Source organism: Mesorhizobium sp. RIZ17 (assembly GCF_051127865.1).
Lineage (GTDB): Bacteria > Pseudomonadota > Alphaproteobacteria > Rhizobiales > Rhizobiaceae > Mesorhizobium > Mesorhizobium humile.
Genome location: NZ_CP147861.1, coordinates 5,585,545 through 5,611,536, shown reverse-complemented (window position 1 = coordinate 5,611,536; position 25,992 = coordinate 5,585,545). Strand labels below are relative to the sequence as shown.

General features: G+C 62.3%; 26 protein-coding genes. 12 read left to right on the top strand and 14 right to left on the bottom strand.

Features of this window, described 5'->3' with window-relative positions; genetic code table 11:
• The first annotated feature begins 135 nt into the window (after positions 1–135).
• The 4 genes from secG (at position 136) to WDX12_RS27310 (ending at position 4,361) form a co-directional block, all read left to right on the top strand.
• Complete coding sequence (gene secG, locus WDX12_RS27325; RefSeq protein WP_434722675.1) at positions 136–627, top strand: preprotein translocase subunit SecG; 492 nt, start codon at positions 136–138, stop codon at positions 625–627.
• A 214-nt stretch (positions 628–841) separates the two neighbouring features.
• On the top strand, positions 842–1,972 hold the full coding sequence (locus tag WDX12_RS27320) for a L,D-transpeptidase (protein ID WP_434722674.1): 1,131 nt from the start codon (positions 842–844) through the stop codon (positions 1,970–1,972).
• Positions 1,973–2,178: 206 nt separating this feature from the next.
• On the top strand, positions 2,179–3,816 hold the full coding sequence (locus tag WDX12_RS27315) for a CTP synthase (RefSeq protein ID WP_140642644.1): 1,638 nt from the start codon (positions 2,179–2,181) through the stop codon (positions 3,814–3,816).
• Positions 3,816–4,361, top strand: a complete 546-nt coding sequence (locus tag WDX12_RS27310) for a DUF1697 domain-containing protein (protein WP_434722673.1) — start codon at positions 3,816–3,818, stop codon at positions 4,359–4,361. The genes WDX12_RS27315 and WDX12_RS27310 overlap by 1 nt, the downstream gene beginning before the upstream one ends.
• Positions 4,362–4,517: 156 nt before the next feature.
• Here WDX12_RS27310 and WDX12_RS27305 read toward each other — a convergent pair whose 3' ends face one another.
• A complete protein-coding gene (locus WDX12_RS27305) occupies positions 4,518–5,975 on the bottom strand; it encodes an NCS1 family nucleobase:cation symporter-1 (RefSeq protein WP_320295675.1) in 1,458 nt (485 codons plus the stop codon).
• Positions 5,976–6,283: 308 nt separating this feature from the next.
• On the opposite strand from WDX12_RS27305, the gene WDX12_RS27300 reads away from it, so the two are divergent.
• On the top strand, positions 6,284–6,586 hold the full coding sequence (locus WDX12_RS27300) for a DUF982 domain-containing protein (RefSeq protein ID WP_320295674.1): 303 nt from the start codon (positions 6,284–6,286) through the stop codon (positions 6,584–6,586).
• A gap of 553 nt (positions 6,587–7,139) precedes the next feature.
• Here WDX12_RS27300 and WDX12_RS27295 read toward each other — a convergent pair.
• Both WDX12_RS27295 and WDX12_RS27290 read right to left on the bottom strand, forming a co-directional pair.
• On the bottom strand, positions 7,140–7,451 hold the full coding sequence (locus WDX12_RS27295; RefSeq protein ID WP_434722672.1) for a DUF3303 domain-containing protein: 312 nt from the start codon (positions 7,449–7,451) through the stop codon (positions 7,140–7,142).
• Between the two features lie 79 nt (positions 7,452–7,530).
• A complete protein-coding gene (locus WDX12_RS27290) occupies positions 7,531–8,622 on the bottom strand; it encodes a helix-turn-helix transcriptional regulator (protein ID WP_434722671.1) in 1,092 nt (363 codons plus the stop codon).
• Between the two features lie 399 nt (positions 8,623–9,021).
• Here WDX12_RS27290 and WDX12_RS27285 point away from each other — a divergent pair, with 399 nt between their 5' ends.
• Positions 9,022–12,177 (top strand): FG-GAP-like repeat-containing protein, encoded by a 3,156-nt coding sequence (locus WDX12_RS27285; RefSeq protein WP_434722670.1) that lies wholly within the window; start codon positions 9,022–9,024, stop codon positions 12,175–12,177.
• A gap of 249 nt (positions 12,178–12,426) precedes the next feature.
• Here the strand turns inward: WDX12_RS27285 and WDX12_RS27280 are convergent, their stop codons facing one another.
• Positions 12,427–13,065: a tyrosine-type recombinase/integrase gene (locus tag WDX12_RS27280; RefSeq protein WP_434722669.1), complete on the bottom strand. Its 639-nt coding sequence runs from the start codon at positions 13,063–13,065 to the stop codon at positions 12,427–12,429.
• A gap of 116 nt (positions 13,066–13,181) precedes the next feature.
• Between WDX12_RS27280 and dusA the strand changes: the two genes are divergently transcribed.
• The gene (gene dusA / locus WDX12_RS27275; RefSeq protein WP_434722668.1) at positions 13,182–14,180 is read left to right on the top strand and encodes a tRNA dihydrouridine(20/20a) synthase DusA; all 999 of its coding nucleotides are present in this window, start codon (positions 13,182–13,184) and stop codon (positions 14,178–14,180) included.
• Between the two features lie 89 nt (positions 14,181–14,269).
• On the opposite strand, the gene WDX12_RS27270 is transcribed toward dusA, so the two are convergent.
• Together WDX12_RS27270 and WDX12_RS27265 are read right to left on the bottom strand one after the other, a co-directional pair.
• Positions 14,270–14,974 carry a TIGR02281 family clan AA aspartic protease gene (locus WDX12_RS27270; protein WP_320295668.1) on the bottom strand — a complete coding sequence of 235 codons (705 nt, stop codon included), beginning with the start codon at positions 14,972–14,974 and terminating at the stop codon, positions 14,270–14,272.
• Between the two features lie 10 nt (positions 14,975–14,984).
• Positions 14,985–15,215: a DUF1289 domain-containing protein gene (locus WDX12_RS27265; protein ID WP_224667767.1), complete on the bottom strand. Its 231-nt coding sequence runs from the start codon at positions 15,213–15,215 to the stop codon at positions 14,985–14,987.
• 165 nt (positions 15,216–15,380) lie between these two features.
• Here WDX12_RS27265 and WDX12_RS27260 point away from each other — a divergent pair, with 165 nt between their 5' ends.
• Entirely contained in the window at positions 15,381–16,376 is a 996-nt protein-coding gene (locus tag WDX12_RS27260; protein WP_434722667.1) for a nicotinate-nucleotide--dimethylbenzimidazole phosphoribosyltransferase, read from the top strand.
• A 17-nt stretch (positions 16,377–16,393) separates the two neighbouring features.
• Here the strand turns inward: WDX12_RS27260 and WDX12_RS27255 are convergent, their stop codons facing one another.
• Positions 16,394–17,917 carry a sensor histidine kinase gene (locus WDX12_RS27255; protein WP_434722666.1) on the bottom strand — a complete coding sequence of 508 codons (1,524 nt, stop codon included), beginning with the start codon at positions 17,915–17,917 and terminating at the stop codon, positions 16,394–16,396.
• 76 nt (positions 17,918–17,993) lie between these two features.
• Here WDX12_RS27255 and WDX12_RS27250 point away from each other — a divergent pair, with 76 nt between their 5' ends.
• From WDX12_RS27250 to WDX12_RS27235, 4 genes are all read left to right on the top strand, one after another.
• Positions 17,994–18,608 carry a thermonuclease family protein gene (locus WDX12_RS27250; protein WP_434722665.1) on the top strand — a complete coding sequence of 205 codons (615 nt, stop codon included), beginning with the start codon at positions 17,994–17,996 and terminating at the stop codon, positions 18,606–18,608.
• Positions 18,609–18,652: 44 nt separating this feature from the next.
• Positions 18,653–19,264: a glutathione S-transferase gene (locus WDX12_RS27245; RefSeq protein ID WP_320295664.1), complete on the top strand. Its 612-nt coding sequence runs from the start codon at positions 18,653–18,655 to the stop codon at positions 19,262–19,264.
• Between the two features lie 28 nt (positions 19,265–19,292).
• Positions 19,293–19,910: a uracil-DNA glycosylase family protein gene (locus tag WDX12_RS27240; protein WP_434722664.1), complete on the top strand. Its 618-nt coding sequence runs from the start codon at positions 19,293–19,295 to the stop codon at positions 19,908–19,910.
• Positions 19,911–20,018: 108 nt separating this feature from the next.
• On the top strand, positions 20,019–20,510 hold the full coding sequence (locus tag WDX12_RS27235; protein WP_006205209.1) for an Lrp/AsnC family transcriptional regulator: 492 nt from the start codon (positions 20,019–20,021) through the stop codon (positions 20,508–20,510).
• A 22-nt stretch (positions 20,511–20,532) separates the two neighbouring features.
• Here the strand turns inward: WDX12_RS27235 and WDX12_RS27230 are convergent, their stop codons facing one another.
• The 7 genes from WDX12_RS27230 to WDX12_RS27200 all read right to left on the bottom strand — a co-directional run bounded on the left by WDX12_RS27230 (position 20,533) and on the right by WDX12_RS27200 (position 25,868).
• Complete coding sequence (locus tag WDX12_RS27230) at positions 20,533–21,105, bottom strand: DUF3299 domain-containing protein (protein ID WP_434722663.1); 573 nt, start codon at positions 21,103–21,105, stop codon at positions 20,533–20,535.
• 64 nt (positions 21,106–21,169) lie between these two features.
• Complete coding sequence (locus WDX12_RS27225; protein ID WP_320295661.1) at positions 21,170–21,748, bottom strand: GNAT family N-acetyltransferase; 579 nt, start codon at positions 21,746–21,748, stop codon at positions 21,170–21,172.
• A complete protein-coding gene (locus WDX12_RS27220) occupies positions 21,708–22,412 on the bottom strand; it encodes a DNA alkylation repair protein (protein ID WP_434722662.1) in 705 nt (234 codons plus the stop codon). Before WDX12_RS27220 ends, WDX12_RS27225 begins: the two co-directional genes overlap by 41 nt.
• Before the next feature lie 6 nt (positions 22,413–22,418).
• Positions 22,419–23,288: an NAD(P)-dependent oxidoreductase gene (locus WDX12_RS27215; RefSeq protein WP_434722661.1), complete on the bottom strand. Its 870-nt coding sequence runs from the start codon at positions 23,286–23,288 to the stop codon at positions 22,419–22,421.
• Between the two features lie 179 nt (positions 23,289–23,467).
• Positions 23,468–24,292 (bottom strand): ABC transporter permease, encoded by an 825-nt coding sequence (locus WDX12_RS27210; protein ID WP_434722660.1) that lies wholly within the window; start codon positions 24,290–24,292, stop codon positions 23,468–23,470.
• Positions 24,289–25,005, bottom strand: coding sequence for an ABC transporter permease (locus WDX12_RS27205; protein WP_434722659.1), 717 nt, complete (start codon positions 25,003–25,005; stop codon positions 24,289–24,291). Before WDX12_RS27205 ends, WDX12_RS27210 begins: the two co-directional genes overlap by 4 nt.
• A gap of 77 nt (positions 25,006–25,082) precedes the next feature.
• Entirely contained in the window at positions 25,083–25,868 is a 786-nt protein-coding gene (locus WDX12_RS27200) for an ABC transporter substrate-binding protein (RefSeq protein WP_320295656.1), read from the bottom strand.
• Between the last annotated feature and the right edge of the window lie 124 nt (positions 25,869–25,992).

The window sequence follows — 25,992 nt, the reverse complement described above, 5'->3', positions numbered from 1 at the left end:
TAAATCGTTGTAATGGCCGCATTGCTTCCCATATTCCCGGCCACGGGCTTGGAAATGCCGCCAAAGCATTGTAAGGAGCCGCCTCCAAATCATCGGTCGTATGCGCGGTCGCGCAAGGCCTCGCCAGGATAAATTATGGAAACCGTACTGATCGTCGTCCACCTCATGGTCGTGCTCGCCCTAGTCGGCGTGGTGCTGCTGCAGCGCTCCGAAGGCGGCGGCCTGGGCATCGGCGGCGGTTCCGGTTTCATGACGGCGCGGGGTGCCGCCAACGCGCTGACCCGCGCCACCGCGATCCTGGCGGCGGCCTTCTTTGTGACGTCGCTGGCGCTGTCGATCATTGCCCGCTACGGCGAGAAGCCGATCGACATCCTCGATCGTCCGGCGACGTCGAGCCAGGGCAACGGCGTGCTCAACCAGCTGCCGGGCTCCAATGGGCCGGTGGGCACCTCCAAGCCAGCGGCTCCGGCCGGCGCCACGACGACCACCACGCCGCTTGCCAACGGCACCGCGCCGGCTCCGGCCACAACGCCTGCCCCGGCAGCACCGGCGACCGCGAATCCAACCACGCCGCCGGCGACCAACGGCGTCACCTTGCCGGTCACCCCGCAGGTTCCGAACCAGTAGCCGGTAAAGCACCGGGCCGCGATCTGTTGTTCTTTGAACACAGTCGCGGCAAATGCGCGTCCGATCACGAAGATTCAACCGGGCGTAGCGCCTGCCTCAGCTTGAGGCGATGACGGCTAATCGATTATACATTGCGCGCGGCACTTTTCGGCGTCCTTGGGGGGCGCCGGGCGACGCCGTGGGCAACTTGCTTTTGAACGATCGGATCTTCGCCATGCAGCTTCGCAGCTTCATCCTTCTGGGAGTCTGTGCCGTCCTCGGCATGGGTTCCGCGGCCATCGCCGGACCGGCAAACATGGTCTCTTCACCGTCGGTAGAGAAGACCGACGCAATTCCCGTTGTCGCCGCCAAGAGCGACGCGTCGCAGCTGAAGCTTCTCAAGAAGAAGAAAACCCCTTCCTCGGACGATCTCGCGCAGATCAGCAAGCTCGAGGCCAGGATCGCCGCCGACAAGCAGGCGGCGCAGGATAAGGCGCTCGAGGCTCGCAAGTTGGCAATGCGTGAGGCTGCCAAGGCCAAGGCTGACGCGGCGCGCCAGGAATGGCTCGCGAAGAAGGGTACGGCCGCGCCGGCTGAAGTCGCCGATGCCAAGCCGGCCAAGAAGACCACCAAGATCATCGCGCCGCTGGAGCCGGTCGCGCCGGTCATCCCGGTCAATGCCGAGGAGCCTATCCCGGCTGAGGCCATGAACATCGCCACCACCGGCAACGATGGTGAACTGCGCAGTGAGCAGCCCGGCCAAAAGCAGACGAGCAGCGGCGGCCTGTTCGACGGCCTCTTCGGCGGCGGCGCCCGGACGACTTCGATCAGCTACCTGCCCGAGACCCGCGCGCTCGATTCGGCGCTGGCCAAGAAGGACGCCAAGCGGCCTTTCAAGGTGAAGCCGGAATTCGTGCCGCAGGACGTTGCGTTCTCGGGTTATGAGCCGGGCACGATCGTCATCGATACCAGTGCTCGTCGCCTCTACCTCGTCGAGAGCTTTTCGACGGCGCGGCGCTATGCCATCGCGGTCGGTCGCGAAGGCCTGCAGTTCAAGGGCACCGTGGCTGTCGGCGACAAGCAGGAATGGCCGCGCTGGATCCCGACGCTCGACATGCAGAAGCGCGAGCCGAAGCATTACGGCCAGTACAAGGACGGCATGAACGGCGGTGGCCAGAACCCGCTCGGCGCACGCGCCATCTACCTCTATGACGGCAAGAAGGACACGCATCTGCGCATCCATGGCACGATTGCTCCCCAGTCGATCGGAACCAGCGCCTCCAACGGCTGCTTCCGCATGATCAACGAGCACGTCATGGACCTCTACAGCCGCGTCAGGATCGGCACCAAGGTTGTGATTATCTAACGACCTTCATCAAACTGCCGAAAGGGCCGGCATCGCCGGCCCTTTTGTTTTGAATCTTGTTTTGATGCATGTCGTTCCCCCAAACCGCTTTGTGCTTTTGGGCAACATGCTTCGCAAAGGCTCCTCGGGAGCACCGGCGCCATTTTTGGGAAAAAGCCTTCGCGGCGGTTTTTTCTCTGGCGGAATCAATCAGGCCGCGTTAAGCGATGACTCCCATGGCGCGATATGTATTCATCACAGGCGGCGTGGTTTCCTCACTCGGAAAAGGCATCGCCGCAGCAGCTCTTGGGGCTCTTCTGCAAGCGCGGGGCTATCGCGCGCGGATCAAAAAGCTCGATCCTTATCTCAATGTCGACCCCGGGACGATGTCGCCATACCAGCATGGCGAAGTGTTCGTGACCGATGATGGCGCCGAGACCGATCTCGATCTCGGCCATTACGAGCGCTTCACCGGGCGCTCGGCAAACCAGCAGGACAACATCACCACCGGCCGCATCTACAAGAACATCATCGAGCGCGAGCGGCGCGGCGACTATCTCGGCGCGACCGTGCAGGTGATCCCGCACGTCACCGACGAGATCAAGCATTTCGTGCTGGACGGCAATGACGACTACGACTTCGTGCTGTGCGAGATCGGCGGCACGGTCGGCGACATCGAGGCGATGCCGTTCCTGGAAGCGATCCGTCAGCTCGGCAACGACCTGCCCCGCAACAACGCGGTCTATGTGCATCTGACGCTGATGCCCTACATCCCGACGGCCGGCGAATTGAAGACAAAACCGACGCAGCATTCGGTCAAGGAACTGCGCGGCATCGGTATCGCGCCCGACATCCTTCTGGTGCGCGCCGACCGGCCGATCCCGAAGGAAGAGCGCCGGAAACTCTCGCTGTTCTGCAACGTGCGCGAAAGCGCCGTCATCCAGGCGCTGGACGTGCCGCATATCTACGACGTGCCTTTGGCCTATCACCAGGAAGGCCTCGATTCGGAGGTGCTGGCGGCCTTCGGCATCGACCCGGCGCCGAAACCGCGCATGGAGCCGTGGCAAAAGCTCTCCAACCACATCCACAATCCGGAAGGCGAGGTGACCATCGCCATCGTCGGCAAATACACCGGCCTCAAGGACGCCTACAAATCGCTGATCGAGGCGCTGTCGCATGGCGGCCTCGCCAATCGCGTCAAGGTCAAGCTCGACTGGATCGAAAGCGAGATCTTCGAGAAGGAAGATCCCGCGCCGTGGCTGGAGAAGGTGCATGGCATCCTCGTTCCCGGCGGTTTTGGCGAGCGCGGCTCCGAAGGCAAGATCCTGGCGGCAAAGTTCGCGCGCGAGCGCAAGGTGCCTTATTTCGGCATCTGCTTCGGCATGCAGATGGCCTGCATCGAGGCGGCCCGCTCGCTGGCTGGTGTCGACCATGCTTCGTCGACCGAGTTCGGCCCGACCGACGAGCCGGTCGTCGGCCTGATGACCGAGTGGCTGAAGGGCAATATGCTCGAGAAGCGCAGGGTCACCGGCGATCTTGGCGGCACCATGCGGCTCGGCGCCTACCAGGCCGAGCTCGCCAAGGGCTCGAAAATAGCTGATATCTACGGCGACACGCAGATTTCCGAGCGCCACCGGCACCGCTACGAAGTCAACATCGACTACAAGCAGCGGCTCGAGGATTGCGGTCTGGTGTTTGCCGGCATGTCGCCCGACGGCGTGCTGCCGGAGACGGTCGAATATCCTGATCATCCCTGGTTCATCGGGGTGCAGTATCACCCCGAGCTGAAGAGCCGTCCGCTCGACCCGCATCCGCTGTTCGCGAGCTTTATTTCGGCCGCCGTGGATCAGTCCCGCCTCGTTTGATGCAAACCTATGTCGCGCTGCTCTACAGCATCATCCTGGGCGAGGGGCGGCGCGTGGTCATGGCCGACCTGAAGGCCATGGCTGAAAGCCTCGGGCTGAAAAACGTCCGCACGCTGGTCGCGACCGGCAATCTCGTGTTCGAGGCTCGGGCGGGCGAAGTCTCAAAGCTCGAGCAGCGGCTGGAAAAAGCCTTCGAAAAGACCTTCGGCCGGCATGTCGACATCATCGTGCGCGGCGCCGAGGACTGGCTGAAGCTTGCCGCCGGCAATCCATTCCCGGCTGAATCGGCGGAAGCTGCCGATCAGGTCGCGGTGCGCGTGATGCGCGAAAGGGTGCCTGAGGAAGCTGCAGCCAGTCTTGCCACCTACGCCGCCAAAGATGAAAAAGTGCTTTTGGTCGACGGCGATATCTGGCTCGTCTTTTCGCGCGAGCGGCCGAGCTCGCGGTTGCTTGCCGCTTCCAATCACAAGCGCATGGGCGTCGGCACGTCGCGCAACTGGAACACGGTGCGCAGGCTAGCGGAGATGGTAGGCAGTAGGCAGTAGGCAGTAGGCAGTAGGCAGTAGGCAGTAGGCAGTAGGCAGTAGGCAGTAGGCAGTAGGCAGTAGGCAGTAGGCAGTAGGCAGTAGGCAGTAGGCAGTAGGCAGTAGGCAGTAGGTGGCATTCTCTATTGCCTAATTCCTACTGCCTACTGCCTTGTTTCAAGCCTTCGCCATCTTTGCCCCGGCACCGAGCGCCATGGTGCGCAGCACGTAGTAGACGGCGCCGGCGATCGCCACGCCGAAGAACCAGCCATAGACACCCCACCAGGACGGCAGCCAGTTGGTGAAGTTCGGCAGGATCGAGGAGAAGATGGCGCCGATGCCGGCGGCGATGAAGGCGTTGACGTGCCAGCCGCTCTGGAAGCGGAATTCGCCGTCCTCGCGATAGAGCGCCTCGACGTCGACCTCGCTTTTGCGGATCAGGTAATAGTCGACCATCATGACGCCGAAGATCGGGCCCATCGTCGCGCCGATGATGTTGACGAAGGAGGCGGCGCTGCCTTCCCATGGCGCGAAGGGATAAAGCACCAGGGCGATCAGCGCCGCGATATAGCCGCCCTTCTTAAAGTCGATCTGGCGCGGGAAGACGTTGGAGAAATCGAAGGCCGGCGAGACGAAATTCGCCACGACATTGATGCCCAGCGTCGCAACCGCGAAGGTGAGCGCGGCGAGAGCGGCCAGGAACCAGCTGTCGAACTTGGCCGAGATCTGGTCGGGGTGGAGCAGCACCTCGTGGTAGACGTCATAGGCGGCAATCGTGGTGACGCCGGCGACGAGCGAGAACAGGATGAGGTTGACCGGCAGGCCCCAGATGTTTCCCTTGCGCAATGACGCCTGGTCGGGCGCGTAGCGGGCGAAGTCGCAGAAATTGAGATAGAGCGCCGAGAAATAGGTCACCCAGATCGCCGCTACCGCGAACAATGACGTCCAGGAGCCCGGCGTTCCCGGCACGCCTGCATCCTTGGTCTTTTCAAGAAGCACGTCCATCGGGATGTCGCTGGTGAAGGCGAACGTCCCCGACTTCACGCAGAGATAAATGGCCAGAAGCAGCATCATCACCCACACAGCGGGGCCGGCCCAGTCCTGGAAGCGGCGCACGGTTTCCATGCCCTTCTGGATGATCAGCAGTTGCAGCGCCCAGATGATGACGAAGCAGATCACCTCCAGGGTCGAATGTCCCAGAAGATGCGAGCTCTTGTTGAACTCGTCGAACCATGGCAGCCGTGTCAGCAGCGCCACGATGGCGCCGGAGGCGGCGGCGGTCTGGGCGCCGTACCAGAAGCAGGCGACGATGGCGCGCACCAGCGCCGGGACGTTGGCGCCCCAGATGCCGAAGGAGGCGCGGGCAAGCACGGGGTAGGGCACGCCGGTCTTCACGCCAGCATAGCCGACCATGTTCATCAGCGCGTAGATGATCAGCGAGCCGATGCCGATGGCGATGATGAAATTGACGAAACCGCCGCAGAACAAAAACAGGCTTGCCGCCAGGTAGTAGCCCCAGAGGCTGTGGACGTCCGATGTCCAGACGTTGAAGATCGAAAACGGTCCCCAGTTCCTGACCGTTGCGGGAGCCAGATCCTCATTGTAGAGGTCAGGCGATGCGCCTTGAATGGTCATTGCAAGTGTTCCCCTTTTTGCAAAACGCGCCCTCACGCGTTTGACCGGGGAGGTTAAGCCTGACCCAGGGGAACCGGCAAGCAACCCATTTGCCGGCTTTCGCCTTAAAGATATTCAATGAGAATCGCCGTTATCGCCGATCCGAGGCTCATCGATTTTGAGTCGCTGTGTTGCTCTTTCCCGCATAGCGGGCGCTGGTTGGTCGGTTCCAAAACTTTTCCGACAGCAACCAAATTTGTTTGGAACCGATCCGCGAGACGTGCGTTTAATGAAGTTCGGCTGCTCTGCGGCCGACCGGGAGGATAATCATGGATCGCTTGCATTTCTTTACCCCAGTGCGAATTGCGCGTGGGCAGGGATACCCTGTGGAGGAAGTCGATAGCGTCTCCGAGGCGATGGTGTTCCTGCGGAAGTGGCCAACGGGAAGACGCGGCCCGGTGTATCAATGCGCCCTGAATTGCTGCGCGGCGGCTATGTCGGGCAAGATGTCGGCCGAGGAAGCGCGGAAAGCCTTTGTCGGCTTTGCCCGTATCACCCGGCTGCTCGACGACGACATGGCGCTGCCGCTGGGCGGCGCGTCGACGGATAATGTCTACGCCTTGAGGCGTTAGGGCAGCCGGTATTCGCAAGATCGACAACGCCGCGCCTGACTGGCGCGGCGGGTATTCTGTTGTTCTGCACCGGTCCTGACAGGGCCGGGATGTCTCCCAGCGCTTTGTCTGTTCCGTGCAGTTCCTGGGCACCCGGTAGGAAATCGCCGCAAAATCGCTTATGTGAGCGCGATGCCCATCAACAGCACCGGGGCAGTCGCCTGAGTATTCTGTTCAGCACACCCGACCCGCGATACAGTCCGAAACAAAGGGCACACTGGTGGGCGATATGAGCAAAGACACCGATTCGGGACCCATTGCCGTCGATATGACGGCCACGAACCGACTGCCGGCGCGGCGTCCGGAGTTGATGCGGGTCGTAACGCGCTGAACACATGCAGGCTCTTCTCCGCTCCACGATGTGATGGGCATAAGATGACAGTCGCGCCCGGTGGTCAGACCCAGAATGTCTGCAATGCGCGTCATGTCAGCTGTAGAACCGAGTCCTGCCCGCCACTGAAAGCAGACACTAGGAGAAGCGTGCGGTCAGAATGCGCCGCCTCGTTGTCACCGCTCATGAAGGAAGTTCATCCCGCCATTTGATGGCTTCCATCTCGACGCGGACCGCGTCCTGAACATCAATGACCTGATGGACGTCGAATTGGAACGCCGGGAAGGTCGAACACATTTTGTGGATTATCAACGGGTCATCTGCCTCGATCAGCATGCTACCACCCCATTCGCCCACCCGCGCCACGAAGGCATGCACGTTGACTTCGCTGGGTATCTCCCAGTGCTGGAAGATTTTCAGGATGCGCTTTTGGACGTTCTCGTATTCAACCGCCGATCCCTGTGGCCTCTCGCTCCAATTTACGAGGTATTTCATAATCTCCTCCTCTCTCTAGTGTTGGTGTGTTAGCTTCTGTTTGGAACGCATGTTTGCAGCTTGTGCCGGACATACCTTCTCAGCTCGGCACAAGCCTTGCCAGCAGCGACACCAGTTCGGACTGTCGATGAGTTCCGGTTTTCGCAAAAACCGCTTTCAATTGGTTGCGCGCTGTCTGGTACGAGATCCGGCATTTGGCGGCTGCAGCCTCCAGCGTGTCGCCGCTTGAAAGCATGGCTGCCAGCCTCGCTTCCGCCGATGTCAGCGAGAAGGACGTCTGAAGGTGAATCTCCGGCGGCTGTCGCTTCGCGTCTGGATCCACCAGGATTACGACCGCTTGGCATGGAGCGAGCGAATTGTACGTGACGTTCGCCACGCGGAGGGGGTAGGCAATCAGCGGGCGCCCTCGCGCCCTTGGCAACGATGCAGGAGGCATTGATGAGGCGAGATGGGGACTCCGCAAGAGCACATGGAGCGCCGCGTTCAGGGCGTTCGTCGCATCTTTGTCGATCGAGGCCAAATGGCGGCCGTTGGTCACGAGGTCGCGGGCCTGCAGGGACTCCGCAGCGCCGTTCATGCGCAGCACAGTCCCGTCGTTGCCAATCATGACGGCGGCCGTGCCGCTCGCGCTGAAAGCGTCCAGTGCCGCGTCCGCGCGCGCAAGGCCGAGCATCGTGGCAAGCGCAGCAACAGATCCGATACGATCAGACAGGACCTTCAGGCCTTGAAGTTCCTCTCGAGAGAACGGCCCTTGCGCGATGGATCTCTGCAAGGACAGAGACCAGAAGGCGTCGCCGGCCGCGATCTTGACGAGGGCGCACCACCGCAGCCCGCACGGGGCGAGGAATTCCTGGAAATACGGATGCCTGGCGACATCGTCCGACGTCATAAGATCCTCGTCCGTCGCCACTCCGCGGGAACGCAGAAACGGGACCAGACGGAAGCGCTCGTCGCGTTCAAGCCATCCGTCCTTGACGTAAACCTCAAAAGACCGAGCAACCGAGCGGGTGCGCGGCAGGATCGGCAGATGACGATCTACATCGAACAGCAGCGCGCCGAAGCTTCCGGTGGCCTGTGCGACCCGTTCCATCGCCTCGTCCCAGCGCGTCGGATCGACAGCCGCCTCGACCAGGCTGGCTTCGATCGCCGCAAAATCGAAAGCTGCAGACATCACCACTCCCGGCCACGGGCCTCGTGCATGGCGCTACTTAAGAATGCGCTAATATTTTGGGCTCCGCCTCCTCCATTCAGTTGAGAAATCGGCGAGTTTTTTCTGCCCATAGCCCATTTGGGTCATGAGCATTCCCCCTGAAGCGCTATCCTCTCAGGCACAGGTTTGGAGCGGTGCGCCTTGGGAGAGGCTGTGATGCACGCTGTGGCCGTCACCGGTCATAGACCCAGTTTCCCGCTCTGATCGTTAACGCAGATCGGGGGCTACGCCCATAACCGGCGGGAGCGTTAATTATGCAAATTAAATTACTGGTTTCGTTAAAGTAAGCCTTATGCCGCGAAGGAGGCAATATAGTACGCCGCCAAAATGCTCATGAAACCGCACATTGGAGGATAAGTAATGCCTTTCTCGAACACTACTTATACTATCAACCCAGCCGCTCCGACGCTCACCAATTCTGACATGATCCAGTATACCGTGACCTTCTCGGAAGCCGTCACGGGCGTCGACGTGAGCCAATTCGCACTCACCAACACAGGGGCCGTGACGGGAGATTCCATTGCCAGCGTCGCTCCCATCGCGGGCAGCGACGGAACACAGTACACTGTGACCATAGCTACGGGTACAGGTGACGGCTCGGTGGCTTTGGCCTTCGTCGGCGGGAATGTGCTTGATCTGGCAGGCAATCCTCTCCCGGCCGTCGAATTCACGCAGGCAGCCGGTTACAATCCTGCGCTACATCCCATCGAGGCAACTCTCGCCGACGTAAATGGCGATGGCAAACTGGACCTCCTTACGCCCGACACTGGCCTATATGTCGGCGGCCAGAATGTATTCGTCCAGTTGGGCAACGGTGATGGCACGTTCGGCGCGCCCACATCCTATGCCACTGGCACGAGCCCATGGTCGATCGCCGTCGGCGACCTCAACGGGGACGGAAAGGTCGATCTTGCCGTGGCGAATGCCGACAGCAATTCGGTCTCCATTCTTTACGGCAATGGAGACGGCACATTCCAAACCCAGAATACTGTCGCGACCGGAAACTATCCGACGTCGGTAGCGATAGGTGACTTCAATGGCGACGGAAAGCCGGATTTGGCGGTCGCCGACTTCAACAGTTTTGCGGTCTCAGTGCTTCTCAATGACGGCAATGGATCCTTCTCGCCACAACCGGGCTATGCCATTGGCCCTTATCCGTACACCCTGGCCGCCGCCGACCTCAATGGCGATGGCAAGACGGACCTCATCGTCGGCAATCGCGATTCGAACGTATCGGTGCTGCTCGGCAATGGAGATGGCACATTCCAAGCACCGAAGACTTACGATCCGGTTTCGCCAGGCGCGGCTTCCATCGCGGTTGCCGACGTGAATGGCGACGGCGTCCCTGATCTCATCGTGGGCGGTTCGCAGGCCTCGGTTATGCTCGGCAACGGCGATGGTACATTTGGCACGGCGGTTGGCTACTACGGGAATGGGGGTGGTCGTGTTGCCACTGCCGACATCAATGGCGACGGCAAACTCGACATCGTCCTGGGCGCCCAAATTCTGCTCGGCAATGGTGACGGGACATTCCAAGCATCCAGCTCGTTCGCTGGCGTCGGTTCCGTTAACGGCGACGCAGCGGCTGACCTGAACGGCGACGGCAGGCCGGATTTCGTTTTTGCGAACTATAACTATAACTACGATCCGAACCTGAGTACCGTTACTGTCTTCCTGAACAACACCCCACCTTTTACAATCGACAAGACCACACCCTATACCATCGACAAGACCGCACCCCAGGTAAGCCTGTCCCTGGATCACAGCCAGCTTAACCTCGCGGCCGAAACGGCTGTGGTGACGTTCGCGTTCAGCGAGGCGGTCACGGGTTTCGGCCTGACCAGCGTCACAGCGAGCGGAGGCTCGCTCAGCAACCTGCAGACCAGCGACGGAGGCAAGACCTATACGGCGACATTCACCGCCGCGAACGGCGTCGACGTCGCCAACGCGGATGTGGGCGTCAACGCCGGCGGATACCAGGACCTGGCGGGCAACGCGGGCAGTGCCGGCGACATCGGCAGCTTCATGGTCGACACGGTAACCCCGACGGTGGCGGTGTCGGTCAGCAGCAGCAACCTCACCCTGTCCGCGCGGACAGCGACGGTCACCTTCTCCTTCAGCGAGGCGCCTGTTTCCTTCGCGCTGGCGAACGCGGCAGTCGTCGGCGGCGCGTTGAGCAACCTGCAGAAGGTCAACGCCACGACCTATACGGCGACGTTCGCCGCCGCCGCGAACACCCAGATCGGCAACGCCTCGGTGAGCGTGACCGGGAACAGCTGGCAGGAAGGCAACGGCAATCCCGGGACGGGGGGCACCACCGGGAATTTCAGTGTCGATACCTACGACCACTGGGCCAACGCCGCGGGCGGAAGCTGGAGCACGGCTTCGAACTGGGGGAACGGCGTGCCAACGGCCAGCGTCGCCGCGGAGATCGACCGAGCCGGAACCTACACCGTCACGATTTCCGGTCCAGCGGCCGCATACGGGCTGATCGTCAATGACGCCGGTGCGACTGTGTCGGACAAGAACAGCGCGCTGACGCTTGCTGGGGCGGGCGGTTCGAACGGTGCGCTGACGATCACGGCTGGCACCTTCGCACTCAACGGCGGGAGCCTGAACGCAGGTGCGGTCTCGATCGGCAGCAGCGGTACGTTCTTGGTCGGGAGTTCGGCCGCGCTCGCGGAGACGTTCTCCGACAACGGTTCGCTGATCGTAGCCAATACGAGCACGGTGAGCTTCACCGGAAAGCTTAGCGGATCGGGCTCAGTGACCGTCAAAAACAGCTCCGTCGCCACATTCAGCGGCACGATCACTGGATCCGAGACATTCACCGTTGACAACAGCGCCAAGGCCATCATCACGAAGGCGATCGGCGGCACTGGTTCCTTTACCTTGATGAAGGGGGGCGGTCTGGAATTCGTCTCGTCCGACTCGGAAAACGTCACGTTCGCGAGCGGGGCATCCGGAACGCTCAAGCTCGACAACAGCTCGACGTTCACCGGCAAGATATCCGGACTGACACCGAACAACGCAGTGGACCTTGCCGATCTTGCATATACCAAGGCTAAGAACATGCTCGCCTCTTACACGGGCAACACGGCGGGCGGCGTGCTGACGGTCGGCAACGGGAGCAAGAGCGTCAGCCTCAACCTCCTTGGGGACTACACCCATTCCACTTGGACGCTTTCGAAGGACGCCAGCGGGGGAACATTAGTGGTCGACCCCGCAACCGAAACTCCATGGCCTGAGCCGGGTCTTGTCGCATCTAGCACGCTCGATCTCCTAAGCAATGCCTCGGGGCCGAATTCAATCCTGGGCTTCGCGAGACACGGCGACAGTATCCTGGACACGCTGGCAGGCGCGAACGAGCACATCGGCCCGGATGTCGCACTGCTGGTGAACTACATGGCTTCGGCCTTCCCGATGAGCAGTGGCGGCTATGGGGGCGCGTTGACCGATCCGTCGCAGCCGGCGATCAGCCAACACATGCTGCTCAGCCTGCCTCAACACACGTGAGGGCTCTCGAGTAATGAAGAACGTTTGCGCCTCATTATGACGACGACTTGGATCACTGTTTCTCTAGCTGGCCCGGCGGCGCCGCACTGAACGGTGCCGCCCTTCACCGCAGTTCTCCATCGTCTTTCGATGCCGCACGCGCCGGGCAAGAGTATGGCTTGGTGCGGGCGGTGGCTTTGCATGATGCCATCCATCGGATGGCGTTCAATTCCGCCCGAGATTTCGGACTGATACTGCCACTCGCCTCAACTATGCAACCTTCGCCGCGTGGATAGTGTGGAGCATCTCAGGCTTAAGGTGCGTATAGCGCCGCAACATCTTCCAATCCTTGTGTCCTGGAACCAGCGCTACCTGTTCAATTGTGAACCCAGCTTCGAAAAGGCGGCTCGTTCCCTCATGCCGCAAATTATGAAAATGAAGGTCGCGGATATCTAGGTCACCACAGCCTCGACGGAAGGCGGTGCCGACGGACTTGTGGTTGAACGGGAAAATTCGATCATCGTCATTGCTGCGCTTTGTCCGCCGCTCCTCGGCACCTTGGGCGGCGCGGTCACGACCAAAACGAATGAGCCGTTCGCGATCGAGCGCTGCGAGGTTGCACTTCCCCAGATGCCGTTGGAGCATATCGAGGGCCGCAGCCTTGGAGCGGCGAGGGGACTTGCCTACATCGCACATGTCGTCGATATGGAGGTCGATAAGTTCGCCGAAGGTTTTAAGGCGCGCTATGCGGGACTTGGTCGGCGTCTCACCCCGATCGACCTGGCGCTCGGTTTCGGTTGCCCAGCGCCGTGCGTTGTCTCGGCGGAGGAAGGTCTCGCTGACGTAGCGACCCTTGCGACGAACTTGGACACGCCAGGAGCCGGATGAGAGCTTTGTGTAGGTGGCCATTTTTTCGTGTGCGCTCCGTGTGCACTGAGAGATCGAAACGTGGCGAAAAGGATCGTATTCTGGCGTAAGTTCGTGTGCACTCGGCAGGTTCTAACGATTTGATGGTAAAGAAAAAAATGCTGAAAAATCAAGAGCATACGGTGGCCATAGCACCGATGATGGACTGGACAGATCGGCATTGCCGGTTCTTCCACCGCCAGTTGACGCGCCGCGCGCTGCTCTACACCGAGATGGTTGTGGCGGACGCGGTCATCCATGGCGCGCGTGAACGGCTGCTCGGTTTCGACGACGTCGAGCATCCGGTTGCCCTGCAGCTTGGCGGATCGGATCCTGCAAAACTCGCCGAGGCAGCGCGCATCGGCGAAGCCTTCCGCTATGACGAGATCAACCTCAATGTCGGCTGCCCATCCGATCGCGTCCAGTCGGGGACATTCGGCGCCTGCCTGATGAAGACGCCGGCTCTGGTCGCCGAATGCGTCGCGGCAATGAAGGCCTCGGTGAAAATCCCCGTCACGGTCAAATGCCGCATCGGCGTCGACGATCAGGACCCCGAGCCTGCTCTCGACACGCTCGCCGATGGCGTGCTCGCCGCCGGCGCCGACGCGCTCTGGGTGCATGCCCGCAAGGCCTGGCTGGAAGGACTGAGCCCCAAGGAGAACCGCGATATCCCGCCGTTGGACTATCCGCGCGTCTACCGGCTGAAGGCCAGAAAGCCGAACGATTTCATAGGTATCAACGGCGGCATTCAATCGCTCGGCGAGGCATCGGCGCATCTCGGCCATGTCGACGGCGCGATGCTCGGCCGCGCCGCTTATCACATGCCCGGCATCCTTGCCGGCGTCGATGCCGCCTTCTACGGCGAGGCGGCTGCCGTCTTCGACTACGCGGCGCTGATCGACGCCATGGCCAGTTATGCCGCGCGCCATATCGAGCGGGGCGGGCGGCTCGGCCACATCACCCGCCACATGGTCGGACTGTTCCACGGCCTGCCTGGCGCGCGCCGCTTCCGGCAGATTCTTTCCACCGACGCCAACAAACCGGGGGCGGGGCCGGAGGTGCTGCGGACCGCATTCGCGGCGATCGATTTCGCGGCGGCGGAAGCCGAGGCGGCCTGACTATAAGTCTTTGTTTTGACGCTATTTCGGACGGAAGGCTACGGCGAAGGCGCCGAGCCTGACCGTTTCACACTTTCCCTGAAATTGCTCTAGTCCCGCAGGATCATGCGGTCCCCGCGCACGTCGAAGCCCGACAGTGAGCCGATGAAGTTCATGCCGAGCAGGCTCTGTTCCAGCATGCCGGGCGCGGCGACCATCACCGACATGTCCTTGCGCACGATGCCGCCGATCGCCACCTCGTCGGTCTTGACCATCGCCGCGCGCGCCATGCCGTTGGCGGTGGAGACGTCGACGCTGTAGCTGAGCGCCGCCGGGTTGAAACCCGCGGCCTGCGCATCCTCGGACGTCAGCACCGTGCTGGTCGCGCCGGTGTCGACCACGGCGCGTATCGGCGTGCCGTTGACCAGGATGCGGGCTTCGAAATGGCCGTTGTCGGCTTTGTCGAGCGTGACGGTCGGGCGGCCATTCTCCACGCCGAGCGCCAGCGGGCTGCCCGGCACGAGGCCGGCAGTCACGCGGCTCGCGACGTCCTGCAGTTCGTAGCGATACTGGTAGCCGGCGATCAGCACGAGCACGAACGCGGCCCAGACGCCGAGGTTGCGCGCCATGTCGCCCATCGGCCGGCCGGAGCGGAGCAGGCTTGCACCGATCACCATCACCAGCACTCCGACCCAGATCAGCCGGCCGAAATCATTGTTGTCCATGCCGAAAGTGCGGCCGGCCGAATTGTTGAGCATGAGCAGCACGACGCCGACGCCGATCACCGCCATGACGATCCAGAACAGCCGGTTCATCGATTTTTTCTCACAAAACGCCGCGCTCGCGCGCCATGCGGGTGCGCCGGGTTTCGCGGCGCGGCCGCCGCTCGACCGTTTCGAGCCGTGCCGGCAGTTCGGACATCACCGCCCGGCGCGTTTCGGGGGTCATCGTGAGCCAGCCGGAGATCTCGTCGCGCGTGCGGCCGCAACCGAAGCAGAAGCCGGTTTTCATATCGATCGAACAAACCAGGATGCAGGGGGATTCGATGGCGGTCATGCTGTTCTCTTGCCTTTATTCCACATGGTGCAACCGCCGGAGCAATGCAAGCCCTCCGCAATGCGCCGCATGGCAACGCGTTCGCGGCATCGCCAAGTGGTTGTGCCGGCTGGGGAAGGCGGCTATGCCGCTTGCGATTTCCGCAACGAACCGCGACCGACATAGATGACCACAACGCCTTTCAACGATTTCAGAAACCTTCTGGCGGCGTTGCCGCCTGCCGATCACGCGGCGGCGACCCGTGTCCGCGCGCTGTTTGCCAAAGCGGACAAACCGAAAGAATCGCTCGGGCGCATCGAGGACATCGCGGCCTGGATTGCCGCCTGGAGCGGGCGCGCGCCGCCGGCGATCAACCGGCCGCTGACGGCGATCTTCGCCGGCAACCACGGCGCGGTGCGACACGGCATTTCGCCGCGGCCAGTGGCGGCGACCGCCAATGAAGTCGAGCTCTGCGCCGCCGGCGGCGCCGCGATCAATCAGGTCTGCGTCGCCAACGATCTCGGCCTGAAGGTCTTCGACCTCGCTTTGGATATCCCCACAGGCGACATCACCGAGGAAGCCGCGCTCGACGAGCGCGGCTGTGCCGCGACCATGGCCTTCGGCATGGAAGCGGTCGCGGGCGGCGCCGATCTTTTGTGCCTGGGCGATCTCGGTGTCGGCAATTCGACGATCGCTGCCGCTCTTTGCGCCGTGCTGTTCGGCGGCGAGGGGGCCGATTGGGTCGGGCCGGGGTCCGGCGCCGATGCGGCGATGATCGCGCGCAAGGCCGAGGTCGTGGATCGGGCGCTGGCATTCCATGGTTCCAGCCTGGGCGATCCGCTCGAGGCCTTGCGCAGGGTCGGCGGACGCGAGTTCGCGGCGATCTGTGGCGCCATTCTGGCGGCGCGCATGGAGAAGATTCCTGTGCTGCTCGATGGGTTCGCGGCGACCGCGGCGGCCGCCGCCCTTCATGCGGCCAATCCAGGCGCGCTCGATCACTGCCTGCTTGCCAGCCTGTCGCCGGAGCCTGGCCACGCCAAGGTGGCCGAACGTCTCGGGCTGCGGCCGCTGCTCGATTTCGGCATCAGCCATGGCGAAGGGGTCGGGACAGCTCTCGCCGCCGGCATCGTCAAGGCCGCTGCATTGACCAGTTCGGGCATGGCGATGGCTGTCCGGCTCTAGAGCCGACGGAACTTGCTTCAGCGGCGCCCACGCGCCACGACCGCATTGGTCGGCAATGCCGGCAGTTCCTCCATCACCCGGCTCAACGGGAAGATGGCGATCGCCTCGGTGCCCTCACGCAGCTTGGAGTGCAGCTCGAACTCGCCGCCATGCATGGCAAGCAAGCCCTGCACGATCGGCAGGCCGAGGCCGGTTCCCTGTTCGGCGCTCTTGATGGCGATCGAGCCTTGGCCGAAAGCGGAAAGCACCACCGGGATTTCCTCTTCCGGTATGCCTGGGCCGTTGTCCTTGACCGAAATGTACTGGCCGCCGCCAGCGGTCCAGCCGACACGCACGCGCACTTCGCCACCGGACGGGGTGAATTTGATCGAATTGGACAGGAGGTTGAGCGTGATCTGCCTGACGGCGCGTTCATCGGCGAAGAGACGCGGCAGGGTTTCCTCGAACTCCTGGATGACGCGGATGTCCTTGTTGCGGGCGCGCAGCTCCATCATGTGGCAGCAGTCTTCGACGATGGTCACCAGCACGACCGGCTCCTCGTTGAGCTGATAGCGGCCGGCCTCGATGCGCGACAAATCGAGGATCTCGTTGATCAGGTCGAGCAGGTGCTGTCCGGACTCGTGCACGTCATGGGCATAGTCGCGGTAGGTCGGATTGTTCATCGGCCCCAGCACTTCATTGGCCATCACCTCGGAGAAGCCAAGGATGGCGTTGAGCGGCGTCCTGAGCTCGTGGCTCATGGAAGCGAGAAAGCGTGACTTCGCCAGATTGGCGTCCTCGGCGCGCCGCCTTGCCTCGTCCGACATCGATTTCGCCGTCTCCACCTCGGCGATCAGCGCGTCCTTCTCGGAGCGGAAGGAGAGCAGCATCAACGACGCCTGATTGAGATGACGCGCGACGTAGCCGAAGAAGGGCAGTGCGGCGATAAGCAAGGCCGCCATCGTGGCTTCGATCGGCGTCCACAGGCGCAGGATGGTGTAGACGTAGACGGCAACGGGAATGGCAAAGGTCGCGAACAGGGCGCCGCCAAGCGAGGAGGCCATCACGGCGGTCGTCGCCATGGCGATCAGCAGCACCATGGCCTTGGCCACATGGAACTGGTCGATCTGGCAGGTGTCGCAGCCGATCCAGGCGAACCAAGCCCAGCCAAGGCCGCACAAGAAATGGCCGATCAGGAAATCGCGGCGCGTCTGCGCCGGGTCGAGTTCGGCCGCCTCCGTTCGCTCGACGCGGCGCGACATGAAAGCGACGATCGTGTAGCAAAGCAGCATCGCCAGGGCCCAGATGGTGATCTGGTTGCCAAGTCCCGCCAGCCGGCCGACGGCGGCCACGGCAAGCACGAGCAACGGGATCGCAACCGCGCTGACCACCATGGCGCGCGCATGCAGCTTCAGCAGTTCACGGTCGAAATCGAGGCTGCCCGCCTGCTGCGAAAGGCGGTCGCGCGTCTTGCGCACCGCGCGCGCCACATCGCTGTTGCGGTGCGGTTTACGGCGGTCCACAATAAATTTATCCGCTGTGTTCGAGCGTTGCAAAGGCATACAGACTTCAATTTCTGCGCGCAGCGACTGTCAGTTCGTTAAGCTACGTTCGAATGATTAAGAGACTGTTTGCCATATGAGCCGTTTAGGACCGCGCCGACGCTATGCGGCAAGTGCGCCGCGAAGCCTCTTGCGCAAGCTGCTGGACTACGGGCTCGCCATCCTTTTGCTTGGGTTGCTCATCCTGGTGGCGGCGCGCCTCGATCGCTTCGAGACACGCAAGGAGCAAGGCACGGCGATCGTCAATGACGGCGATTCGATCACGCTCGGGGCCGAGCGCATTCGCATGCGCGGCATCGACGCTCCGGAGTATCAGCAGGCCTGCCAGAAGGCCGGCGCCGACTATCCCTGCGGCAAGCTGGCGCGGCAGTCGCTGGTGCGCCTGGTCGCCGGCAGGCCTGTTTCCTGCAGCGGCTGGCAACGCGACCGCTACGGCCGTCTGCTCGGCGATTGCAGGGCAGGCGACACCGACCTGAACCGGACCCAGGTGCAGGCCGGATGGGCGGTTGCGTTCGGCGACTTCGAGACCGAGGAGGCGGTGGCGAGAGCAGCCAAGGCCGGCATCTGGGCTGGCACCTTCGAGGAGCCGCAGCAATGGCGCGACAGCCATCACGATGCGCCGGTCGAGAGAAAGCACGGCACGCTGGCCTCGTTCGGGGACGCGTTGCGCGAATTTGTTCGCTTCTGGTGATGGGCGGAGCCGCCTATGATCCGGTGGAGAAGCTGGAGGATGGAATGAAGTTGTTCGATGGCGGCCGTGCGCCCAACCCCCGGCGCGTGCGCGTCTTCCTTGCCGAGAAGGGGCTGACGGTTCCGCTGGTGCCCGTTGACATGGGTGCGCTGGAGCATCGCGGCGAGCAGGTCGCGCAGCGCAATCCGCTGCGGCGCCTGCCGGTGCTCGAGCTCGACGACGGTACCGTCATCACCGAATCGATCGCCATTTGCCGCTATTTCGAGGAATTGCACCCCGAGCCCGCGCTGTTCGGCACGGGCGCGCTCGGCAAGGCAAAAGTCGAGATGTGGCAGCGACGCATGGAACTGAACCTGATGGCCAGCGTCGCCGCCGCGTTCCGGCATATCCATCCGGCGATGAAGGAATGGGAAGTGCCGCAAATCCCGGAATGGGGCGAGGCCAACAAACCGAAGGCGATCGAATTCCTGCACCTCCTCGACCGCGAGTTGGCGGAGCGGGAATTCGCCGCCGGCGATGCCTATTCGGTTGCCGACATCACCGGCATGATTGCCATCGATTTCATGAAGCCGGCCCGCATCAAGGTGCCGGAGGAGTGCACGAACGTGTCGCGCTGGTACGCGGCGCTGACGAGCCGGCCGAGCGCGACAGCCTGAGCGACAACGATTGGATAGTCCGCCTGATATGACAGATGCGCTGGAGCGCCTCACCGCGAGGGTGCGGACCTGCCGCATCTGCGTCGAGGAGCCGCTCGGCCGGCCTTTGCCACATGAGCCGCGGCCGGTGCTGCAGCCGTCCTCCACCGCGCGGATCCTGCTTGCCGGCCAGGCGCCGGGCACAAAAGTGCATGTGTCGGGCATGCCCTTCACCGACGCCTCGGGGGACAGGCTGAGAAACTGGCTCGGCGTCAGCAGCGATGACTTCTACGACACCGAAAAATTCGCCATCGTTCCGATGGGCTTTTGCTTTCCCGGCCAGGACGCCAAGGGCGGCGACCTGCCGCCGCGCCGCGAATGCGCGCCGGCCTGGCGCGCTCAATTGATGGCGCTGATGCCGCGGATCGAACTGGTTCTGACCATCGGCGGTTATGCGCAGGCATGGCATATGGGCACGACACGCCTACCGTCGTTGACCGAGACGGTCAGGAACTGGCGCGCCATATGGGACGGACCGGCCACGCCGAAAGTGCTGCCGCTGCCGCATCCATCCTGGCGGAACACCGGCTGGCTGAAGAAGAATCCCTGGTTTGAAATGGATTTGCTGCCCTTCCTGAGGTCGGAAATCCGCTATCGCATCGATTAGGCATCCTGCAAGAAATCACTCGCTTTTGCCGCCATCGGCAGAATTTCTTTCTTGTGAAAGGCTTCGATAAAAGGGATTATAGCGAAACTATTCCCCTGGAGCTTCCCCATGGATCGCCTCGACAGAAAAATTCTCCGCCTCCTGCAGGAGGACGCGACGCTCGCGGTCGCCGATGTCGCCAAGAAAGTCGGCCTGTCGACCACACCGTGCTGGCGGCGTATCCAGAAGCTCGAGGAGGAGGGCGTCATCAAGCGGCGTGTTGCCATCCTCGATCATGAGAAGGTCAATGTGCGCGTCACCGTCTTCGTGTCGATCCGCACCAATTCGCACAGCCATGAATGGCTGCGGCGCTTCTCCGAGGTCATCCAGGAATTCCCGGAAGTGGTCGAATTCTACCGCATGAGCGGCGACGTCGACTACCTGCTGCGCGTGGTGGTGCCGGACATCGCCGCTTACGACGCTTTCTACAAGCGGCTGATCGCCAAGATCGAGATCCGCGACGTGTCCTCGTCCTTCGCCATGGAGCAGATCAAGTACACGACCGAGATCCCGCTCGACTATATGGTGCTGGACAAGGAATCGGGCGCGAACGCTGCGTGAGCGCCGTGCCCGATCACAGGCCTTAGTTCTTCTTCTTTTTGAGGAAACTCCACGGCGAGTTGACCGGCAGCGTGACCGTGTCCGGCACGCTGTCGACGCTCGCTACCTCGGCCTTGCGCACCGTGTAGCCCGACTGGACGATCGAGACGCCGTCGAGGATGAAGAGCTGGCTCTTTTCCATGCCGGGCTTCAGCACGCCGGTGACGGCGACCGGCTCGTAGGTCTCTTTCATCTTGTAGGGATGAACCGGCGTCACCAGCACGATCTGGTTCGGCGGCGGCGTCGGCATGTGGCTGCAGGCGCCCGTCCATGGCACCAGCAGAAACTGGTAGACGGTCTCGCCGTCACGATCGACCGGCAATGCGTAGCCGGCTAATTGTATCGTCTTGTCCTGCAGATTGAGTGACAAGGTCTCGCCGTGGTCGGGCAGTTTTGCCGCGATCATCGGCAGGTTTGCGTCCTCGGCAACGGCCTGCGTCGTGGGGCGCAGATCCTTCCAGAAGATATGCGCCACATCGGCGGCGGCATCGGCTCCCGAGGCAACGAACAGGAACCCGGCCGCCAGCGTCGCGCATGATTTGAAACGTTTGCTCATGGTCGCTCCATCCTCCGCCTGTCCATTCGCGGAATCGAGTAAAAGCGTCGTGACCGATGCATGCTCAACGGTTCAGCCGCATCACATGCCGGCGCGTGCCGGCGGTGCCGACCTCATCGAAGCCTCGCGCGACGAACATGTCGCGAAAACCCATGAAGCGATAGCTGGGTGCTGCCTCGTCGACGGGATAGGCCTCGATTATATGCGCACCCTTGCTGAAGGCATGGTCGATCGCGGCATCGAGCAAAGCGGAGGCCAGCCCGCCGCCGCGCAAGGCCCTCGGCACATAGAAGCAGACGATCGACCATATGCGGGTTTCAGCGTCGTCCTGCTGCTTTGACAGTTTTCGATAGGTCTCGCGCGGCGCGACCGAGCACCAGCCGACTGTCCTGCCGTCCAACTCGGCGACGATGCCGACCGGGGTGCCGGCATCGATAAGCGCCATCATCATGCGCTTTTTCTCGTCGTTCTGGATGTGCTCGCGGCTGGAATGGCGCCATGCCATGCACCAGCAATATTTCGGCGCGCCCGGCTGCTCGAACAGGTTTTCGAAGTCGGCGCGTGTCTTCGGCGTCACCTCGACAAAGCGGATGCCTGCAAGGTCAGGCTTTTGCGGCTGCGAGGCGTTCGAGCTGTCTGGCATCCGTCAGTTCCTTCACCGCATCCTTGCCGATCCAGCGTGCCGTCTTGTCCGGCGATGCGGCCAGTTTTTCCGCCAGCGCAAGGGCAGGGGCGTGCAAGCTCATCGACCGCTTGCCGATCTGCCGCAGCGCCCAATTGACCGCCTTGCGGACGAAATTACGCGGGTCGCCGGCATGTTTTTCGATCAGCGGCAGATAGGCAAGGAAGGTCGCGTCCGGCTCCTTCTTGAGGTGCACCGCGCTCCAGGCCAGCATGGCGAAGGCGGTGCGGCGGACGAATTCGCGTTCGTCTTCGGCAAACTCGTCGACCAGTTCGCGCCAGAACGGCGTTTCTGCAAACAGGTCGGCAACGGTGTCGACGATCTCCCAGCTGTCGAAATCGGCGGCCCAGCGCCGGCATTGATCGATGCCGACCTTCTTTGGCTCGCCGGTGAAGGCCGCCATCAGCCGCGCCTCCCGGATGCCGCTGTCCCACAGCAGAAGCGATCGCTCGTGGTTCTTCTTCAGCTTGCGCGCCAGCGGTCGCAAGTCGGAATTGCCGATGCCAAGCGCGGTCGCCGTGTTGATGCCGAAGCGCGCAATGCCGGCCCGGTTTTCCTCAATGCCGATCGCGCGCAAATGAGCGACGATGTCGTCGGCGCTCCAGCTTGGATCGGGCAGGGTCATCGTCGCCTATTTTTCCAGGCGCGCAAGCAGCGAGGACGTATCCCAGCGCTTGCCGCCCATGTCCTGCACGTCCTTGTAGAACTGGTCGACAAGCGCCGTCACCGGCAACTTGGCGCCGTTGCGGTTGGCCTCCGCCAGGCAGATGCCGAGATCCTTGCGCATCCAGTCGACAGCGAAGCCGAAATCGTATTTGCCGGCATTCATCGTCTTGTGGCGATTTTCCATCTGCCAGGAGCCGGCCGCACCCTTGGAGATCACCTCGATCACCTTCTCGATGTCGAGCCCCGCCTTCTTGCCGAAATGGATGCCCTCGGCCAGCCCCTGGACGAGGCCGGCAATGGCGATCTGGTTGATCATTTTCGTTAACTGGCCGGCGCCGGCCGAGCCCATCAGGCCGACCATCCGGGCGTAGGCGTCGATGACTGGCCGCGCCTTGTCGAAGGCGGCCTCATCGCCGCCGACCATGACGGTCAGCACGCCGTTCTCGGCGCCGGCCTGGCCGCCGGACACCGGCGCGTCGAGGAAGGAGAAGCCTGCCTTGCGCGCAGCTTCGTCCAGCTCGCGCGCGACCTCGGCCGAGGCGGTGGTGTTGTCGATGAAGACGGAACCCTTCTTCATCGCGGCGAAGGCGCCGTTGGCACCGGTGGTGACCGAGCGCAGATCATCGTCATTGCCGACGCAGGAGAAGACGAAGTCCTTGCCTTCGGCAGCCTCGGCCGGCGTCAGCGCCAGCTTGCCGCCATGCTGGGCCACCCACTGCTCAGCCTTTGCCTTGGTGCGGTTATAGACGGTGACGTCATGGCCGCCCTTGTTTCTGAGGTGCCCGGCCATCGGATAGCCCATGACGCCAAGACCGAGAAATGCAACCGATGCCATAAGCCTGCCTTCCAACAAAACAGAGATTTCAGTGGCGGAAGGTCTAGGCCATGCGAAAAATTCGTCAAGGCACGCAGCGCCGCATCGACTGGTGCAGGCGGCCGGAGCGCGGCGATCCAAGTCTTTGTTTTATGCATGTCGTTTCCCTAAAACCGCTGCGCACTTTAAGGCGACATGCATTATCGATGCAGGTGGATGGTGATACGCCGCTCGATCCATTCTACGCCGTGGCGCAGGATCTCGACCATCACCAGATAGACGATCGCCACCCAGATATAGGCCTGGATGTCGAAGGATTTCGCATAGGCGAGCTTGGCATTGCCCATCAGGTCGTAGACCGTGATGATGGCGACGATCGCCGAGGCCTTGATCATCAGGATGAGCTCGTTGCCGTACGGTCTGAGCGCGACGATGATCGCCTGCGGCAGGACCACTTTGCGTAGCGTCTGCAATGTGTGCAGGCCGAGCGAGGCCGCACCTTCCCATTGGCCGCGCGGCACGCTTTCGATGGCGCCGCGCAGGATTTCCGCCTGATAGGCGGCGGTGTTGAGCGAAAAGGCAAAGACGCCGCAATAGAAGGCTTCGCGGAAGAACCACCACAGCCCGACCGTTTCAAGCTCTGGCCGGAAAGAGCCGACGCCGTAATAGACCAGGTAGGTCTGCACGAGCAGCGGCGTGCCGCGGAAGAAATAGACATAGCAATAGGCAAGCGCGGACAAGATCGGGTTCTTCGACATACGGCCATAGGCGACCGGCAGCGAGAGGATCGCGCCGAGGACCATTGAAATGCTCACCAGCGACAGGGTGGTTCCCAGGCCCTGCAGATAGGCCGGGGCGTATCTGGCAAAGAACTCGGCGTTCCACGCATAGACCAGATAGGCCACGATGCCGGCGCCGAAGAGAATCCAGATGCCGACCAGCGCATAGCCGAGGACGCGGGCTCGCGGCCAGCCGCGCGCTTGCGGCGGCGGCTTGTCGATGGCGATAGCCTGGCTGACGCTCATCGTATCGCCCTCCGCCCGAGATGACGGAGGATGTAGCTGGTAGCGATCGACGACAGGACGGCGAGCGCCAGGAAGATCAGCGCCGCGACGCTGTAGAAGAGGAAGGAATGCTTGGTGACGCGCGCCGCGACGCCGGACTGGCGCAAGGTCTCGGCGAGATTGACCACTGAAACCAGCGAGGTGTCCTTGAGCAGGCTCAGCCAACAATTCTCGAGGCCCGGAAAGGCGATGCGTAGCAGTTGCGGCAGGATCACCAGCCGCATCGTCTGCCATTTCGACAGGCCAATGGCGTAGCCGCCCTCATATTGGCCTTTCGGAATGGCACGGAACGCGGAGAGGAAGACCTCGCTGGCGTAGGAAGAGAAGATCAGCGCCAGCACGATCATGCCGGCGACGAAGCTGTTGACGTCGATCGTCGCGTCCGGATTGAACAGCCGGACAAGGTATTGCAGCAGAAGCGGCATGCCGAAGAAGAACAGGAACAGCGTCACCAGTTCCGGCAGGCCGCGAAAGACTGTGGTGTAGATGTTGCCGGCCAGGCGCAGCGACGGCTCTTCATGCTGCTTGGCGAAGGCGACGAAGAAGCCGATCACCAGGCCGATCGGCAATGTGGCGAGCGCCAACGCAATGGTGACCAGAACGCCTGACGCAATGTCGTCACTCCAGCCGTCCGGTCCCCAGCTGAGAAGTGTCCAAATGCTTTGGGCCGGCATTGACGGGTCGTGTCTCCGTGGCGATCCCGGAAGAAGGGGAGGGCGGCGAGGGGTACCTCACCGCCCTGGCGTAGCTGTCAGGATTCGGCGCCGTAGACGTCGAACTTGAAGTACTTGTCGTTGATTTCCTTGTACTTCCCGTTCTTGCGGATGGCGTCGATCGCGGCATTCAGCTTGTTGACCAGATCGGTCTCGCCCTTGCGCACAGCAATGCCGGCGCCCGGTCCGAAGATCTCGACCGGCTGCGGCGAAGGCTGACCGAGGATCTTGCAGCAGGCGCCGTCCGGCGAATCCAGCCACTGCTGCAGCACGACGATGTCGTCCTCGATGGCGTCGAGACGGCCATTGGCGAGGTCAGCCTGTTCCTCGGGGCTGCTCGGATAGCCCTTGATGGTGCTGTCAGTGAAGGTCTTCGACGCGTAGTTGTAGTGCGTGGTCGTGGTGGCGACGCCGATGTTCTTGCCGGCGAGGTCTTCCTTGGTCACGCCCTTGAGCGGCGAATCCTTCGGCACGGCGATCGCCGACGGGGTGTTGTAGTATTTGTGGGTGAAGTCGACCTTTTCCTGGCGCTCCGGCGTGATCGACATCGAGGCGACGATGGCGTCGAACTTGCCGGCCTGGAGCGCCGGGATGATGCCGTCCCAATCTTGCGCGACGAAGGTGCACTTCACCTTCATTTCGTCGCAGAGAGCCTTGGCGATATCGATGTCGAAGCCGACCAGCTGGCCGTCCGAGGTCAGGTTGTTGAAGGGTGGGTACGCGCCTTCGGTGCCGATCCTCAGGGTCTTCTCCTGAGCCTGGGCGACGCCAAGTGTCAGCAGCGCGGCCGAAGCGGCAAGCGCGATACGCAGTGCAATACGCATGATAATCCTCTCATATTGTCATGGCCGCTGTCCCATGCGGCTCTTGTGGGCGGTGCTTCTTTACCGCCCGCTGAGGCGGATACTCCCACTCTTTCCAAGAAAAAAGCAACTGCAAATCAACGGC